The 15,945-nt window shown below is 48.6% G+C and carries 8 protein-coding genes, 4 tRNA genes and 2 rRNA genes (1 of these 14 only partly in view); 7 read left to right on the top strand and 7 right to left on the bottom strand.

Annotation, left to right across the window (positions count from 1 at the left end; all coding sequences use genetic code 11):
• The 6 genes from B5G04_RS17400 to B5G04_RS17375 all read right to left on the bottom strand — a co-directional run.
• Positions 1 to 762, bottom strand: a 23S ribosomal RNA gene (locus tag B5G04_RS17400); it reaches 2,123 nt to the left of the window's first position.
• A gap of 83 nt (positions 763 to 845) precedes the next feature.
• Positions 846 to 919, bottom strand: a tRNA-Ala gene (locus tag B5G04_RS17395).
• A gap of 7 nt (positions 920 to 926) precedes the next feature.
• Positions 927 to 1,000: transfer RNA gene (locus tag B5G04_RS17390), tRNA-Ile, on the bottom strand.
• Between the two features lie 108 nt (positions 1,001 to 1,108).
• Positions 1,109 to 2,636: ribosomal RNA gene (locus B5G04_RS17385) — 16S ribosomal RNA — on the bottom strand.
• Together the 16S and 23S rRNA genes with 2 tRNA genes alongside form the textbook arrangement of a ribosomal RNA operon.
• Before the next feature lie 814 nt (positions 2,637 to 3,450).
• Positions 3,451 to 3,524, bottom strand: a tRNA-Met gene (locus B5G04_RS17380).
• Positions 3,525 to 3,573: 49 nt separating this feature from the next.
• A tRNA-Met gene (locus B5G04_RS17375) sits at positions 3,574 to 3,647 on the bottom strand.
• Positions 3,648 to 3,960: 313 nt separating this feature from the next.
• Between B5G04_RS17375 and B5G04_RS17370 the strand changes: the two genes are divergently transcribed.
• The 5 genes from B5G04_RS17370 (at position 3,961) to B5G04_RS17350 (ending at position 9,555) form a co-directional block, all read left to right on the top strand.
• Positions 3,961 to 4,341 carry an START-like domain-containing protein gene (locus B5G04_RS17370; RefSeq protein ID WP_022039861.1) on the top strand — a complete coding sequence of 127 codons (381 nt, stop codon included), beginning with the start codon at positions 3,961 to 3,963 and terminating at the stop codon, positions 4,339 to 4,341.
• 80 nt (positions 4,342 to 4,421) lie between these two features.
• Positions 4,422 to 6,323, top strand: a complete 1,902-nt coding sequence (locus B5G04_RS17365) for an LptF/LptG family permease (protein ID WP_087398188.1) — start codon at positions 4,422 to 4,424, stop codon at positions 6,321 to 6,323.
• A gap of 12 nt (positions 6,324 to 6,335) precedes the next feature.
• Positions 6,336 to 7,550, top strand: a complete 1,215-nt coding sequence (locus tag B5G04_RS17360; RefSeq protein WP_022039863.1) for a bifunctional 3,4-dihydroxy-2-butanone-4-phosphate synthase/GTP cyclohydrolase II — start codon at positions 6,336 to 6,338, stop codon at positions 7,548 to 7,550.
• Between the two features lie 32 nt (positions 7,551 to 7,582).
• Complete coding sequence (locus B5G04_RS17355; RefSeq protein ID WP_087398187.1) at positions 7,583 to 8,290, top strand: Bax inhibitor-1/YccA family protein; 708 nt, start codon at positions 7,583 to 7,585, stop codon at positions 8,288 to 8,290.
• A 71-nt stretch (positions 8,291 to 8,361) separates the two neighbouring features.
• A complete protein-coding gene (locus B5G04_RS17350) occupies positions 8,362 to 9,555 on the top strand; it encodes a pyridoxal phosphate-dependent aminotransferase (protein WP_087250041.1) in 1,194 nt (397 codons plus the stop codon).
• A 169-nt stretch (positions 9,556 to 9,724) separates the two neighbouring features.
• Here B5G04_RS17350 and B5G04_RS17345 read toward each other — a convergent pair whose 3' ends face one another.
• Positions 9,725 to 11,941 (bottom strand): alpha-galactosidase, encoded by a 2,217-nt coding sequence (locus B5G04_RS17345; RefSeq protein ID WP_087398186.1) that lies wholly within the window; start codon positions 11,939 to 11,941, stop codon positions 9,725 to 9,727.
• 151 nt (positions 11,942 to 12,092) lie between these two features.
• On the opposite strand from B5G04_RS17345, the gene B5G04_RS17340 reads away from it, so the two are divergent.
• Together B5G04_RS17340 and B5G04_RS17335 are read left to right on the top strand one after the other, a co-directional pair.
• The gene (locus B5G04_RS17340) at positions 12,093 to 12,890 is read left to right on the top strand and encodes a M48 family metallopeptidase (RefSeq protein WP_087398191.1); all 798 of its coding nucleotides are present in this window, start codon (positions 12,093 to 12,095) and stop codon (positions 12,888 to 12,890) included.
• Positions 12,891 to 13,008: 118 nt separating this feature from the next.
• Complete coding sequence (locus B5G04_RS17335; RefSeq protein WP_087398185.1) at positions 13,009 to 15,810, top strand: glycoside hydrolase family 2 TIM barrel-domain containing protein; 2,802 nt, start codon at positions 13,009 to 13,011, stop codon at positions 15,808 to 15,810.
• The last annotated feature ends 135 nt before the right edge of the window (positions 15,811 to 15,945 follow it).

Here is a 15,945-nt window from a genome sequence, read left to right as displayed (position 1 = left end):
GGACCTCCATCCGGTGTTACCCGGACTTCATCCTGGACAAGGGTAGATCACTCGGTTTCGCGTCTGCCGCATCCGACTGCGCGCCCTCTTCAGACTCGCTTTCGCTCCGGCTGCGCGGATCATGCCGCTTAACCTCGCCGGACACGGCAACTCGTAGGTTCATTATGCAAAAGGCACGCCGTCACACTTGCGTGCTCCGACCGCTTGTAGGCGCATGGTTTCAGGGGCTCTTTCACTCTCCTGTCCGGAGTTCTTTTCACCTTTCCCTCACGGTACTGGTACACTATCGGTCTCCCGGGAGTATTTAGCCTTGCCGGATGGTCCCGGCTGATTCACGCTGGATTCCTCGTGTCCCGCGCTACTCAGGATACCGCTATGGCCCATACCCGCTGCGTGTACGCAGCTGTCATGCCCTACGGCCCCACTTTCCAGAGGGTTCCACTCGCGGGCATGGGCCAACGGCGCGGTCCTACAACCCCGCCCGTGCCGTAACACGGACGGTTTGGGCTCTTCCCCGGTCGCTCGCCACTACTGGGGGAATCATTGTTATTTTCTTTTCCTGCGGGTACTAAGATGTTTCAGTTCCCCGCGTTGGCCTCCGCCACCGGCGGATGTCACCCCTTCAAGGTGACGGGTTGTCCCATTCGGACACCCGCGGATCAAAGGCCACTTGCGCCTCCCCGCGGATTTTCGCAGCTTGTCACGTCCTTCATCGCCTCCGGGAGCCTAGGCATCCACCATGCGCCCTTCTCTACTTTCGCGCACTCCCGCGGCAACACGCCGCGGGAGGCTTATGCTTTGTTTCATTGGTTGCTTGTCACATCATGTCACAGATCTCCTTCGTGTGGAGAATAACGGATTCGAACCGTTGACCCCCTGCTTGCAAAGCAGGTGCTCTAGCCAGCTGAGCTAATCCCCCAAGACCGTAGTCCCAGGCAGAGTTGAACTGCCGACCTCCACATTATCAGTGTGGCGCTCTGACCAACTGAGCTATAGGACTGGCATCTTCAAGCCCTGTGCGATTCAACGCCCATAGAGTCGGATATGTCAGGTACAGGAAACGGAAACGAAAGGAACCACGCAAGAAACATGAGACCGGACGCTCCAGAAAGGAGGTGTTCCAGCCGCACCTTCCGGTACGGCTACCTTGTTACGACTTAGCCCCAATCACCGGTTTTACCCTAGGGCGCCCCTTGCGGTTACGCACTTCAGGTACCCCCGGCTTTCATGGCTTGACGGGCGGTGTGTACAAGGCCCGGGAACGTATTCACCGCGCCATGGCTGATGCGCGATTACTAGCGAATCCAGCTTCGTGGAGCCGGGTTGCAGGCTCCAGTCCGAACTGGGAGGGGATTTCGGGATTCGCGCGCCGTCGCCGGCTGGCAGCCCTCTGTACCCCCCATTGTAACACGTGTGTAGCCCCGGACGTAAGGGCCGTGCTGATTTGACGTCATCCCCACCTTCCTCGCATCTTACGATGGCAGTACCGGCAGAGTACCCAGCATCACCTGATGGCAACTGCCGGAAGGGGTTGCGCTCGTTATGGCACTTAAGCCGACACCTCACGGCACGAGCTGACGACAACCATGCAGCACCTCCGCGCCTGCCTTGCGGCTGCACCGTTTCCGGCACATTCAGGCGCAGTTCAAGCCCGGGTAAGGTTCCTCGCGTATCATCGAATTAAACCACATGTTCCTCCGCTTGTGCGGGCCCCCGTCAATTCCTTTGAGTTTCACCGTTGCCGGCGTACTCCCCAGGTGGGACACTTAACGCTTTCGCTTGGCCGCCGACTGTATATCGCCGACAGCGGGTGTCCATCGTTTACCGTGCGGACTACCAGGGTATCTAATCCTGTTTGATACCCGCACCTTCGAGCCTCAACGTCAGTGGCGGGCTGGCATGCTGCCTTCGCAATCGGGGTTCTTCGTGATATCTATGCATTTCACCGCTACACCACGAATTCCGCATGCCGCGACCGTACTCAAGCCCCACAGTTTCAACTGCAATTTTACGGTTGAGCCGCAAACTTTCACAGCTGACTTAAGGGGCCGTCTGCGCTCCCTTTAAACCCAATAAATCCGGATAACGCTCGCATCCTCCGTATTACCGCGGCTGCTGGCACGGAGTTAGCCGATGCTTATTCGCAGGGTACCTGCAATATGCCACACGTGGCACACTTTATCCCCCTGCAAAAGGAGTTTACAACCCGTAGGGCAGTCATCCTCCACGCTACTTGGCTGGTTCAGGCTCGCGCCCATTGACCAATATTCCTCACTGCTGCCTCCCGTAGGAGTTTGGGCCGTGTCTCAGTCCCAATGTGGGGGGCCTTCCTCTCAGAACCCCTATCCATCGTCGCCTTGGTGGGCCGTTACCCCGCCAACAAGCTAATGGAACGCATCCCCATCGGCGGCCGATAACTCTTTAGTCAGGCTGTCATGGAACTGCCTGACACCATCGGGGATTAATCTTTCTTTCGAAAGGCTGGACCCGGGCCGCCGGAAGGTCGGATACGCGTTACTCACCCGTGCGCCGGTCGCCATCAGGCTTAGCAAGCTAAGCCCATGCTGCCCCTCGACTTGCATGTGTTAGGCCTGTAGCTAGCGTTCATCCTGAGCCAGGATCAAACTCTTCATTGTAAAATATCTTTTCATCGCCTGCCTCCCCAAAAAAAGAAAGGCAAGGCGGATTTTTTCCTGTCCAGGTCCGGTTACATCTCTCTAACCTTCACGTCATTCACTTTTCGTACTGCGTTTCCTGTATCCAAATCATATCAAAGATCTTGCTCCCGTTTTTGAGGGAAAGCGTCTGCAAAGTTAAGGCGTTTTTTCCATTCCTCCAAATTTTTCGGAATATTTTTTCGCCGCCCCGCCGACCGTCACCCTTTCAGGCGGCGTCCCTTTCGGAAAGCGGTTGCAAAGGTACGCCTTTTTACCGGAACTGCAAGCAATATGGAAACTTTTTTCTGAACTTTTTTACACATATAAACGCAAAATACTGCTATACAACATATTACAGGACGAATATTCTTAAAACTGATGAAAAATGGCTGAAACGGATATTCATTAATATAATTATACGCGCGCGAGGGGCACACAGGACAAAAAAACATCCACACACATCCAGACGGACATAAGTGATAAGGCAGGGGTACTTATGTGAAACGGCAGGACCACTTATGTGAAACGGACCACCCACTTATGTTCATCAAAAGGCATGCTTGAATGAGTGACAAGAATAATGTTTCTCATTTCATTTTTGATTGACTTTAAATGCCAATGAAAAGTAATATATACTGCATCCGCAGTTTCAGTGCATTGAAACTGCCAGAACAGATAACTGCATCGGCAAACGCAGTATATATTACTCTCAGATACTATTTCTTTTTGGCATCAAATACAGACAAACAGACATAAAAAAAAGGCTACCCCGAACGAGTCAGCCTCTTTTCTGTAGCGGGACCCGGGATTGAACCGGGGACCTCATGATTATGAATCATGCGCTCTAACCAGCTGAGCTATCCCGCCATACAACCGCCAGGCGTGGAAGCCACCCAACGGTCAAATCATTACTTAGTAGCGGGACCCGGGATTGAACCGGGGACCTCATGATTATGAATCATGCGCTCTAACCAGCTGAGCTATCCCGCCATCTTTTCGATTGCGGGTGCAAAGGTAAAACATCTTTTCGACATACGCAATATTTTCGCCCATTTTTCTTTTGTTTTCCTCCACATCTTTTTCACTTCTTTTTTACCTCCAAAAGCTAAATCCACATACAATGCATTCATATCCAGCCATATGCGAAATTCATATTATCACGTATATCATCAAAACGGAAAATACGCAAAAGAGAAAAGCGAAAAATAATAGACGATTCATTATGTAGTGTACAAAAAATTAGTTTAATTTGCGCCCGTTATTTTAATTCATAACTTTAACAAAGAAAAGCCTGAAACTATCTATGAAAAAGAAAATAAAGATAGAATATACGTTAGCTCCTGCATCAAGCACTATTTTATGGAACGCCATCAGCACTCCATCCGGATTAAGCCGCTGGTTTGCCGATAACGTAACCAGACTTAACAAGACATTTATGTTCAAATGGGGAAAGACCGAAACCAGAGAAGCCGAAATAACCAATTTCCGGACCGAATCATTCATCCGTTTTCACTGGAAAGACGATGAGCCACGCACCTATTTCGAACTAAAAATTTATTACAATGAACTAACCACAGACCTTTCACTAGAAGTGACAGACTTTGCCGAACCCGGTGAAGAAGATGACGTTATCAACCTATGGGACTCTCAAATTGAAGTGCTAAAACGGACGTGCGGTATATAATTTTCTAAAAATATACAAAACATCATGCTCCGCGTTGTTTTTTATGCTACTTTTGCAAGCTGACAACCATATATTAAGGAATGCTACGCATAAAAAAACTAGATATATTCGTATTGAAGAGCTTTTTACTGCTCTTTTCTGGGACGTTTTTCATCTGTCTGTTTATCTTCATGATGCAATTTCTATGGAGGTACGTAGACGAGTTAGTAGGAAAAGGATTAGAGATTAATGTTCTAGCCCAATTTTTCTTTTATTCAGGTCTGACATTGATTCCCCTGTCGCTTCCTCTGGCCATCCTACTGGCTGCACTCATGACATTCGGAAACTTTGGTGAGCGGTACGAACTGTTATCTATGAAGGCAGCAGGCATCCCCCTACTCCGTATCATGCGGCCAGTCGTACTGTTCTGCATGTTTCTGGGAGGCATGTCATTCTTTTTCCAGAACGAAATCGGTCCGCGTGCCCAAAAGCAACTATGGACACTCTTGGTTTCCATGAAGCAAAAATCTCCTGAAGTAGACATACCGGAAGGAGTATTTTATAGTGATATCGACGGTTATAACATTTATGTCAAGCACAAAGACCGGGAGACAGGTATGCTGAAAGACGTGTTAATATACAACTTTTCCGATGGATTCGAAAATGCACATATCATCTGGGCGGAAGAAGGAAAGTTGGAACTGACCGCCGACAAGCAGCATCTTTTCCTTCATTTGTATAATGGTGAACAATTTGAGAACCTGAAATCCCAATCTGTCATTTCACGTAACGTCCCCTACCGCCGCGAATCATTCAAGGAAAAGCATACACTTATCCAATTCGATTCTGATTTCAATATGGTAGACGGAAGTTTCCTCGACCAACGCTCGGATATCAAGAATATGCGGGAAATCTCCCAGGCTATTGATTCGTTGGAAATACACGCCGACAGTGTAGGACGCGCTTACTTCAACGATGTCATTAACTCTACTTACAAGACACCGGTACTGACCAAAGCCGATTCTACCAAATTGGAGAAACTGAACGTGGCATACCTGAATACTGACAGCATCTTCAATTCCATGACTTCGCAAGAAAAGTCTCAAACATTGAGCAAGACGGAAAACAGGATTTCCTCGTTGGCATCCGACTGGGAGATGAAAAGTTTTATGAGTAAAAGTACGGACGGAAATATCCGTTCGCACCGTTCCGACTGGCACAAGAAAATCACTCTTTCGTTGGCTTGTATCATCTTTTTCTTTATCGGAGCGCCGCTGGGAGCCATTATCCGCAAGGGCGGACTGGGTATGCCGGTCGTGATATCCGTGCTGATTTTTGTGGTGTATTACATTATCGACTCGGGCGCGACCCGTATCGGGAAAAGCGGCGAGATGAATGTGGCGCTGGGTACCTGGATGAGTACACTCGTACTGGCACCCGTAGGAGCGTTCTTCACTTATAAGTCAAACAAAGATTCGGTGGTGTTCAATATTGACACGTATGCGGCGTTTTTCCGCAAGGTGTTTGGCATCCGCTTGTCGAGACACCTGTTTAAGAAAGAAGTGATTATCCATACACCCGAATACCGGAAAGATGTCGAGGCGCTGGAACACATCAGCGCATTGTGTGAAGACTATATGCGTATGCATCGGTTGAAAGGATTGCCTAATTATATCAAGCTATTCATGAACAACAAGCCGGACGATGCCATCACTGATATCAGCAGGCAAATGGAAGCGGTGATAGAGGAACTCTCGAATTCGAAAGATCCAATCTTGCTGAACGCGATGAACAATTATCCTTTCCTGGCGGTTAAGGCTCATAAGAGTCCGTTCGGGAACCGCTGGCTTAACTTGGCGTTAGGTATCGTGGTACCTGCAGGATTGTTGGTGTACCTTAATATCTGGCGGTTCAGGCTACGGCTGGAGAAAGATTTAAAAAACATTATCCGGACCAACGGACAGGTTATACAACAAATAAAAGACCAACATTATTATTCATAACAATAACGCATTATGGACAAGATAAAGCTAAATACCGTAGAAGAAGCCATTGAGGACTTCCGTAAAGGAGAATTTGTAATCGTAGTAGATGATGAAGACCGCGAAAATGAAGGCGACCTTATCATTGCAGCCGAGCTGATTACGCCTGAAAAAGTGAACTTTATGCTGAAACATGCCCGCGGGGTGCTTTGTGCGCCGATTACGATGTCCCGATGCAAGGAGCTCGACCTTCCGTGCCAGGTAATCAATAACACATCGGTTTTAGGGACTCCGTTTACGGTGACTATCGATAAGCTGGAGGGATGTACTACAGGAGTTTCGGCTGCCGACCGTGCCGCTACCATCCGTGCGCTTGCCGACCCGGCATCGGTTCCTGAAACTTTTGGCCGTCCCGGACATATAAACCCGCTTTATGCGCAAGACAAAGGGGTGCTCCGCCGTGCGGGACATACCGAAGCGAGTATCGACCTCGCCAAGCTGGCAGGGCTTTATCCCGCGGCTGCTTTGATGGAAGTGATGAACGAGGACGGTACGATGGCACGCCTTCCCGAACTGCGCCAGATGGCGGACCAATATGGGTTTAAGCTGATATCGATTGCCGACTTGATAGCCTATCGTTTGAAGCAAGAGTCGCTGGTAGAGCGGGGTGTGGAGGTAGACATGCCTACCGGATACGGACATTTCCGCCTGATACCTTTCCGCCAGAAAAGCAACGGCCTGGAACACGTGGCGTTGATAAAGGGACACTTCGAGCCTGATGAACCCGTATTGGTGCGTGTACATTCGTCGTGTGCTACGGGCGACATTTTCGGTTCTTTGCGTTGCGATTGCGGAGAACAGCTTCATAAAGCCATGCAAATGATAGAAAGAGAAGGCAAAGGTGCCGTTATCTACCTTATTCAGGAAGGACGTGGCATCGGATTGATGGAAAAAATGAAAGCCTACAAGCTCCAGGAAGAAGGCATGGACACCGTAGACGCCAACATCTGCCTCGGACACCAAGCCGATGAACGCGACTATGGAGTAGGCGCACAAATCCTGCGTGAGGTAGGCATTCACAAGATGCGTCTGCTTACCAATAATCCTGTAAAACGGGTGGGACTGGAAGCCTACGGATTGGAAATCGTGGAGAATGTGCCCATCGAGGTCACACCTAACGTTTACAACGAACGTTACCTGCATACGAAGAAAGACCGCATGGGACATACGTTGCATTTTAAGAATTAGAATTGAAAATCAAAAATTAAAAATTGATGATTATGGAAACAAATGATTTGGCAAAAGTGTACGCGTCTAAAGCAAAGGCCGTACAAGCTACACTGATGCGCAATGTCTACACATGGATGACATTGGCGCTGGTCATTACCGGATTGGTATCTTTATACGTGGCAAAATCATACACGTTACTCTCGATGATTGTCGAAAACCGGATGCTCTTCTGGGGGCTTCTGATAGCTGAAATAGGATTGGTCATCTACCTTTCCGCACGCATCCACCGGATTGCTTTCAGCACCGCTACCCTGCTTTTTATCGCCTACTCCATTCTGAACGGAGTCACACTCGCCTTTATCTTTATGATATACACCATGAGTTCCATTGCCACCACATTCTTTGTTACGGCAGGTACCTTTGGCGTAATGGCACTCTATGGCTATGTAACCAAGAAAGACTTGAGCCGTATCGGAAATATCTGCATCATGGCACTGATCGGACTTATCATTGCTTCACTGGTCAACCTGTTCCTGCATAACTCAATGATGGATTTAATCATTTCGGGTATCGGTGTGTTGATTTTCACGGGGCTTACGGCTTATGATTCACAAAAAATCAAGCAGCTATTAACAGGAGAAGACATAGCGATAAATGATACCACCCAAAAGATTGCCCTGATGGGTGCCATGACACTCTATCTCGACTTTATCAATCTTTTCTTGTATTTACTTCGGTTCTTAGGCGACAGAAAGTAATAAATGTTTTTATATGTCATAAAAAATGCTTTATTTTGCACCGATTTTGAACTAAAATTAAAAAGAAGAATATGAATCAACTTTCAGAACGTTTAAACAGTTTGTCACCCTCGGCTACGCTGGCTATGTCGCAAAAGAGCGGCGAGCTTAAGGCTCAGGGCGTAGATGTAATCAACATGAGTGTCGGCGAACCCGACTTCAACACTCCCGACCATATCAAGGAAGCCGCTAAAAAAGCGATTGACGAAAACTATTCGCGCTATTCTCCTGTAGCCGGTTATCCCGCATTGCGAAACGCCATTGTAGAAAAACTGAAAAAAGAAAACGGACTGGAATATACAGCAGCCCAAATCAGTTGTGCCAACGGTGCCAAGCAGTCGGTATGCAACACGATTATGGCTTTGGTAAACAAAGGAGATGAAGTCATTGTCCCTGCTCCTTATTGGGTAAGCTATCCCGAAATGGTGAAACTGGCAGAAGGTACTCCCGTCATTGTGCGTGCGGGTATCGAGCAAGACTTCAAGATTACTCCCGAACAACTGGAAGCAGCTATCACCCCGAATACACGTGCCCTGATTTTATGCTCACCCTCCAACCCTACAGGGTCTGTATACAGCAAAGAGGAACTTGCAGGACTGGCTGCTGTATTGGCAAAACATGAGCGAATTATCACCATTGCCGATGAAATTTACGAACATATCAATTATGTCGGCCGTCACGAAAGCATTGCCCAGTTTACCGAAATCAAAGACCGTGTGGTTATCGTCAACGGAGTTTCCAAAGCATATGCCATGACAGGTTGGCGTATCGGTTTCATTGCGGCTCCCGAATGGATTGTAAAAGGTGTCAACAAACTCCAGGGACAATATACTTCTGGTCCGTGCTCGGTATCGCAGAAAGCAGCCGAAGCCGCTTACACCGGCACACAGGCTCCAGTAGAAGAAATGCGCCAGGCATTCCAACGCCGTCGTGACTTGATTGTCAAACTGGCGAAAGAAATTCCGGGATTTGAAGTAAACGTGCCCGAAGGTGCTTTCTACCTCTTCCCGAAATGCGACTTCTTCTTTGGCAAGAAAGACGGCGACCGTGTCATCAACAACGCCGATGACCTTGCCATGTACCTGCTCGAAGTAGGCCACGTAGCCTGCGTGGGCGGAACATCCTTCGGTGCCCCTGAATGTATCCGCATGAGTTACGCCACTTCCGATGAAAACATCATCGAAGCCATGCGCCGCATCAAGGAAACACTGGCAAAACTGAAATAAAAAGTTTTCCAAGAAACTGTTTTGAATTACTACAAAAAGTTTTTCTTAGCTTAATGTGTTCGTCTTGTGCGTACTTTGGGCGATAAATTCAAAACGATTTCTAACTAAATAAAGAACCGGGAATAAAGAATAACGATTTGTTTATTCTTCATTCCCGGTTCTTTATTTTTTACTGTTCTGCTACCAAATACAGCACCCGGCTGGCATAATCATTCAGCTTGTGATAGTCCACCTTATGCGTGTAAGGGATTTCTAAGCCGTTTTCCATCAAGAACTTGCCCGAATACGCTTTCCCTTCGAACGGGAGAGGCTCGTTATCGATACGGTTCAACTCTTTGACCCAATACATCTTTGCCGGGTCGAGCCCTGCCATGCGCACACGTGGCAAATGCTGGTTATAAAACGTTTCCATCTTCCACCAATAGAATACCGCCTTGTCTTTCTCGGGCGAAGTGTACATCAGAGACGCCACCCCCAAGCGGTCGTAGGGAGAAACCAGACGGTAGATGTCCCCGAACTGCACTACGGGACGAATCATCTTGTAATCGGCTATTGCCTTCCGGCAAATCTCCTTCTCCTCCTCGGTCATGTTCTTTGGCTGGATTTCCATGCCCAGACGCCCGCTCATCGCCACATCGATACGGTACTTGATAGGAACGGTACGGAAGACCTGATGATTGGGAGCCGAACTGATGTGGGACGCCATGGCAATCGCCGGGAAGAAATACGAGGTGCCCCATTGCATGTAAATGCGCTGGAGGGCATCGGTATTGTCGCTCACCCAGAACTCGTCGAACCAAGGCAAGTACCCCCAGTTGGCACGTCCTCCGCCGCTGGCACAAGCCTGGATAGTAAGGTCAGGATATTTGGCACGGATACGGTTGCATACACTCTCGAAGCCACGATGATACTCGATGTACATGTGGCTTTGGTTGTCAGCGGTCAGGTAATTCGAACCGTGGTTCATAATCGCCATATTGGCGTCCCACTTGATATACTCGATTTCGGGATACTTGCTCATCAGGTCATCCACCACGCCGAACACGAAATCCTGCACTTCGGGATTGCCGAGGTCAAGCACCACCTGCGTTCCGCCACGTCCCAATACCGGGTCGCGCTGGGGGGCTTTCACTATCCATTCGGGATGCTTCTCGTAGAGTTCGCTCGTAGTATTCGACATTTCCGGTTCTATCCAGATACCGAATCCCACATGATGTTTCTTCGCATCACGGAGCAATCCCTCAATGCCTTCAGGAAGCTTACGGGTATCTACCACCCAGTCGCCCAACGAAGAATTATCGGTATTGCGCTGGTACTTGCCTCCGAACCATCCGTCATCCATCACAAACAATTCGCCGCCCATTGATTCGATGTCCGCCATCATCTGTTCCATGCCTTGCTGGTTGATGTCGAAGTAAACGCCTTCCCAGCTATTGAGCAGGATTTTGCGAGGCTTGTCTCCATGCGCCAGCTTATAAGTGCGTCCCCAGCGGTGGAAGTTCCGACTGGCTCCGCTCAACCCTTCGTCCGAATAAGTAAGGGCAAGCACTGGAGTCTTGAACGTCTCGCCTTTCTGCAAATGATACATGGAATTATCTTCATTGATACCGGCAAAGAACTGGTGGTATTCGCTATCATCGGTGTCAATACGGAGCTTGTAATTTCCTGTATAGCAAAGTGCCGCACCGATTGTACGTCCCTCATTCTCCTGCGGACGGCCGTCGAGCGAGAACATCACTTCGGCATGTGCCGTATGCGAATTGCGCACCCCGTCCTTGTTCTTTATCACTTTCATGCCCGGCTCCAACGGTTCCTGAACCAAACGCCCTTCGTTCGCCCACGAACCATACAGGCTGGAGAGCCATACATTGCCCCTGCGGATGGGCAGGTAAGCCGAAGCGAACTGGTTGAGCACTACGGGTTTCTTTTCTTCGTTCGTTATTTCGGTCCAGGTCTCAATGATGTCCACATCCTGATAAGCCCGGTAACATACGTTGACATAAAATGGATACACCTTATCTTTCAAGCGGACAGAAACTTCCTTTGTCTTATCCCCATCGGTCGTAGCCACGCTTTCCACCACCAGCTGGGTTGACATATTCCCGTCGGCATGGCATACCGAGAGTGCCGTTTCTGCCGGAGTATTCATTCCATACACCGGATAAGCGGCATGATTGCACGTACGCACCGCATCAATCTGTTTCAGGTCCGCATCACCCAGCTTCGTACCATAATATACATATTTCAATTCTCCCCCTTGCGGTGCGTCAATCACCAGCGAAGTTTCGGGAGTAGAGAGTCGCACAAGTTGCTCTTGCGCCCATACACCGGAAGCGAAAAGCGAAGCTCCGGCAACTAATAAGACTTTAGCTTTCATGTTTTTCATGATGAGTTGTTTTAAATGATATCGATGCAAAAATAGGCATATTCCACCAATGCGAATGATACTGTTTTATCTTTTTCATTACAGATAGTGCGGATTATTACAGAAAATGCTATATATTTGCTGAAAGAAACCTTAAAACGAATTACGGATGATGAAACAACTGCATTTCACCTTGCTCTTGCTTGCCGCCCTCCTGCTGGCAGGCTGCTCTACCGTCCCCCTGACCGGACGGAAGCAAATGCTTTTGGTATCGGATAGCGAAGTGCTGTCCTCCAGTCTTACCCAATACAACGACTATATCAAGTCGGCTAAGAAATCAGCCAATGCCGCACAAACCGCCATGGTGGTACGGGTAGGGAAAAAGATAGCCTCCGCCACCGAAGCCTACCTGCGCGCGAACGGCATGGCATCGGAAATCCAGAACTTCGCGTGGGAATTCAATCTCATACAAGACCCGCAAGTGAACGCCTTCTGCATGCCGGGCGGCAAGATTGTAGTTTATGAAGGACTGATGAAGCTGGTCTCGTCCGATGACGAACTGGCGGTAGTGGTAGGACATGAAGTGGCACATGCAGTAGCAAAGCATAGCAATGAACGCCTGAGCCAACAAGTAATGGCGCAATATGGCGCAAATATCCTCAATTCGCTGGTAAGCGACAAGAGTGCTGCAGTGCAAAAGGTTGCAGGCACGGTTTACGGCATCGGCGCACAATACGGCATGATGCTTCCCTTCTCGCGCAAACACGAATCGGAAGCAGACTATATGGGGCTGGTATTCATGACCATGGCTGGATACAATCCCGATGTAGCCGTTGGATTCTGGCAAAAGATGTCGGCAGGAAGCGGAGGGTCTGTACCCGAGTTTATGAGCACACACCCCAGCGATGCCACCCGTATCGCCGATATCCGGAAAGAACTGCCGGGCATCAAGGCGAAATATGGCAAATGATGAACATTTACTATTTGACAATTTACAATTTACGATTTACGATTTATCCCCTAATCCTATTTTGTACATTGCAAATAGAAATGAAATAAATTGTAAATCGTAAATTGCTAAATTGTAAATGAAACAACTCTTTCTTTCACTCGCAACCATGCTTTGCGCTTTGTGCGCACAAGCACAAGAGAGAGCCTTCCTTCCCCTGTCGGGCATCTGGGAAAGTTCGTTAGGCACTTGCCGGCTTCCGGGCACCACCGATGAAAACAAATTAGGCAATCCGGCACAGGCACCTTACGTTACCACCCAACTGACCCGGCTCCATTCGTATAGCGGACAAGTCACCTACGAGCGCGACTTTACCTTGCCCGAAGGATTTGCCGGAAAAAAACTCCGCCTGATTATGGAACGCACCAAGCCCAGCACGCTTTGGATAGACGGAGACAGCATCGGAAGCTTCTCACACCTCTATGCCCCTCATTGTTATGAACTTCCTTCCCTGAAACCAGGCAAGCACCATATTGTCCTGCGTATAGACAATTCTGAAACATCAGTACCGAAAGAAATACAAAGTTCACATGCTTGGACCGATGCCACACAAACCAACTGGAACGGTATCTTAGGCAAATTCGGGATAGAAGCCTACGATACACCTTATATAAATAAGGTACAAGTCTACCCATCTGTATCTGAAAAATGCGCCCGCATAACATTGGAGGTATGGTCCGACTATCCCTGTTCAGCAATTGTCAGTATCCAAGGAAAAGCATGGAATACCCCTACTACACACGTGCTTCCCACCTTCGAGAAAAACATAACCTTGCAACAGGGTGCCAATTCGTTTACCTTTACACTTGGCATGGGAGAGTCTCCGCTGCTATGGAGCGAATTTCATCCTGCCTTGTATGGACTGGACATTGCACTTAACAACGGGCACTCACACGACCAGCAACACATAGATTTCGGAATGCGTGAATTCGGTACAGAAAACACGCAATTTGTTTTAAACGACAAGAAAATATTGCTTCGCGGCAAACACGATGCCTGCGTCTTCCCTCTTACCGGATATGCACCAATGGATGTGGAAACATGGCGCAACATATTCCGTATAGCCAAACGATATGGCATCAATCACTACCGGTGCCATTCGTACACTCCTCCGGAAGCAGCCTTGAAAGCAGCCGATATAGAAGGTATCTATTTCCAAGTGGAACTTCCACTTTGGGGAGCCATACAGCGTAACAATATATCGTTGAACACATTCCTGAAACGAGAAGGCAACATGATATTGGACTGGCTGGGCAATCATCCTTCGTTCATGATGCTGGGACTAGGCAATGAGCTGCACGGAGACATTGACGTAATGCGCGAGTGGCTTGACGAGTTCCGCCGGAAAGACCTACGGCACTTGTATTGTTTCGGTTCGAACAACAATCTGGGTTGGCAAGGTCCGCAAGATGGAGAAGACTTTTTCGTAACGTGCCGGATAGGCGGAGGCGAAGGATATTCGACTCATGTACGCTCTTCCTTCGCATACGTGGATGCAGAAAAGGGAGGCATCCTGAACAACACCCGTCCCAATACAACCGCCAATTATGCACAAGCCATTGCCCGGTGTCCCCGTCCCGTAGTGGGACACGAGACCTGCCAGTTCCAGATTTATCCCGACTTCCAGCAGATTCCGAAATACAGAGGCGTGCTGTATCCATACAATCTGGAAATATTCCGTAACCGGCTGAAAGAAAATCACCTATACGACCAAGCCGAAGCTTTCCATCGTGCTACGGGACATTTCTCTGTGGCATGTTACAAAGCCGATATCGAATATGCCCTGCGCACACCCGGCTTCGGAGGTTTCCAAATGCTCGACCTGCAGGATTACCCCGGACAAGGCTCGGCACTGGTAGGCATACTTGACGCCTTTATGGAAAGCAAAGGCATTATAGACCCCGAAACCTTCTACGGATTCTGTGCACCGGTCGTACCGCTTGCCCGGCTCACCGATTTCTGCTGGCTGAATACCCAACCTTTACACATTGGTATCTCCCTTTCCAACTACGAAGAAAATGATTGGTCGACTCCCATTCATTGGCAACTGGTTTCTGATGACGGAGAATGGGAAAAACAAGGAACGATTACCTGTTCCGTTCCCCAAGGCGAACTAAAAGAAGCCGGTGACATCAATTTATCACTAAACGGACTGAAAAAGCCTCAGCGCCTCACCTTAAACCTTCGGACAGGTACTTACCACAATTATTACCATCTTTGGGTTTACCCCGATGAGCAGGAAAGTACAGAAGGAGTTTACGTCGATTCCCTACTTAACAAGCAGGTGAAAGCCAAGCTGGCAAAGGGAGAAACCGTACTCTTGCTTCCCCGCCACAAGGACATCGGGAAACAAAGCGTAGGAGGCATGTTCACACCCGATTATTGGAACTATGCCATGTTCAAGACCATATCGGAAAATGCAGGCAAAGAGGTTTCGCCGGGTACGATGTCGATATTGACAAATCCCGCACATCCCTTATTCCGCCACTTCCCTACCGAAGAACATAGTGACTGGCAATGGTGGAGCATCACCCGGAATTCGCGTCCGATGATACTGAACCACACAGACAAGGCATACCGCCCCGTAGTGCAAGTCATTGATAACATCGAACGGAACCACAAACTGGGTATCGTCTTCGAGTTCCGCATCGGAAAAGGAAAGCTTCTGGTATGCACCACCGACCTCAATGCCATTAAAGGCACACCCGAAGGGAACCAGTTCCGCACTGCCCTGCTCCGCTATGCAAAATCGGCACAATTCCAGCCCGACACCGTATTGACATGGGAAGAACTGGTCCGACTTTTCACCGAAAACATCGTCCAACGAGATATACAAGGAGTAAAGAATCAATCAGACTATAGTTCGAATGTGCTAATGTGAGAATGTGCTAATGTGAGAATGTGCTAATGTGAGAATGCATTGGCTCATTAGCAAATTAACACATTGTCACATTAACGAATTAACACATTGTCACATTAACGAATTAATGCATTGGCTCATTAGCAAATTAATAAA

The organism is Bacteroides sp. An51A (assembly GCF_002161565.1).
In the GTDB taxonomy this organism is placed as follows: Bacteria; Bacteroidota; Bacteroidia; order Bacteroidales; family Bacteroidaceae; genus Phocaeicola; species Phocaeicola intestinalis.
The sequence above is the reverse complement of the archived record's forward strand: the minus strand, read 5'-3'. Positions and strand labels throughout refer to the sequence as shown.

What these genes read in the sequence shown, in the direction of transcription:
- B5G04_RS17370 (WP_022039861.1), top strand. Translation starts at nt 3,961, where the DNA reads ATGAAAAAGAAAATAAAGATAGAATATACGTTAGCTCCTGCATCAAGC.
- B5G04_RS17365 (WP_087398188.1), top strand. Translation starts at nt 4,422, where the DNA reads ATGCTACGCATAAAAAAACTAGATATATTCGTATTGAAGAGCTTTTTA.
- B5G04_RS17360 (WP_022039863.1), top strand. Translation starts at nt 6,336, where the DNA reads ATGGACAAGATAAAGCTAAATACCGTAGAAGAAGCCATTGAGGACTTC.
- B5G04_RS17355 (WP_087398187.1), top strand. Translation starts at nt 7,583, where the DNA reads ATGGAAACAAATGATTTGGCAAAAGTGTACGCGTCTAAAGCAAAGGCC.
- B5G04_RS17350 (WP_087250041.1), top strand. Translation starts at nt 8,362, where the DNA reads ATGAATCAACTTTCAGAACGTTTAAACAGTTTGTCACCCTCGGCTACG.
- B5G04_RS17345 (WP_087398186.1), bottom strand. Translation starts at nt 11,941, where the DNA reads ATGAAAAACATGAAAGCTAAAGTCTTATTAGTTGCCGGAGCTTCGCTT.
- B5G04_RS17340 (WP_087398191.1), top strand. Translation starts at nt 12,093, where the DNA reads ATGAAACAACTGCATTTCACCTTGCTCTTGCTTGCCGCCCTCCTGCTG.
- B5G04_RS17335 (WP_087398185.1), top strand. Translation starts at nt 13,009, where the DNA reads ATGAAACAACTCTTTCTTTCACTCGCAACCATGCTTTGCGCTTTGTGC.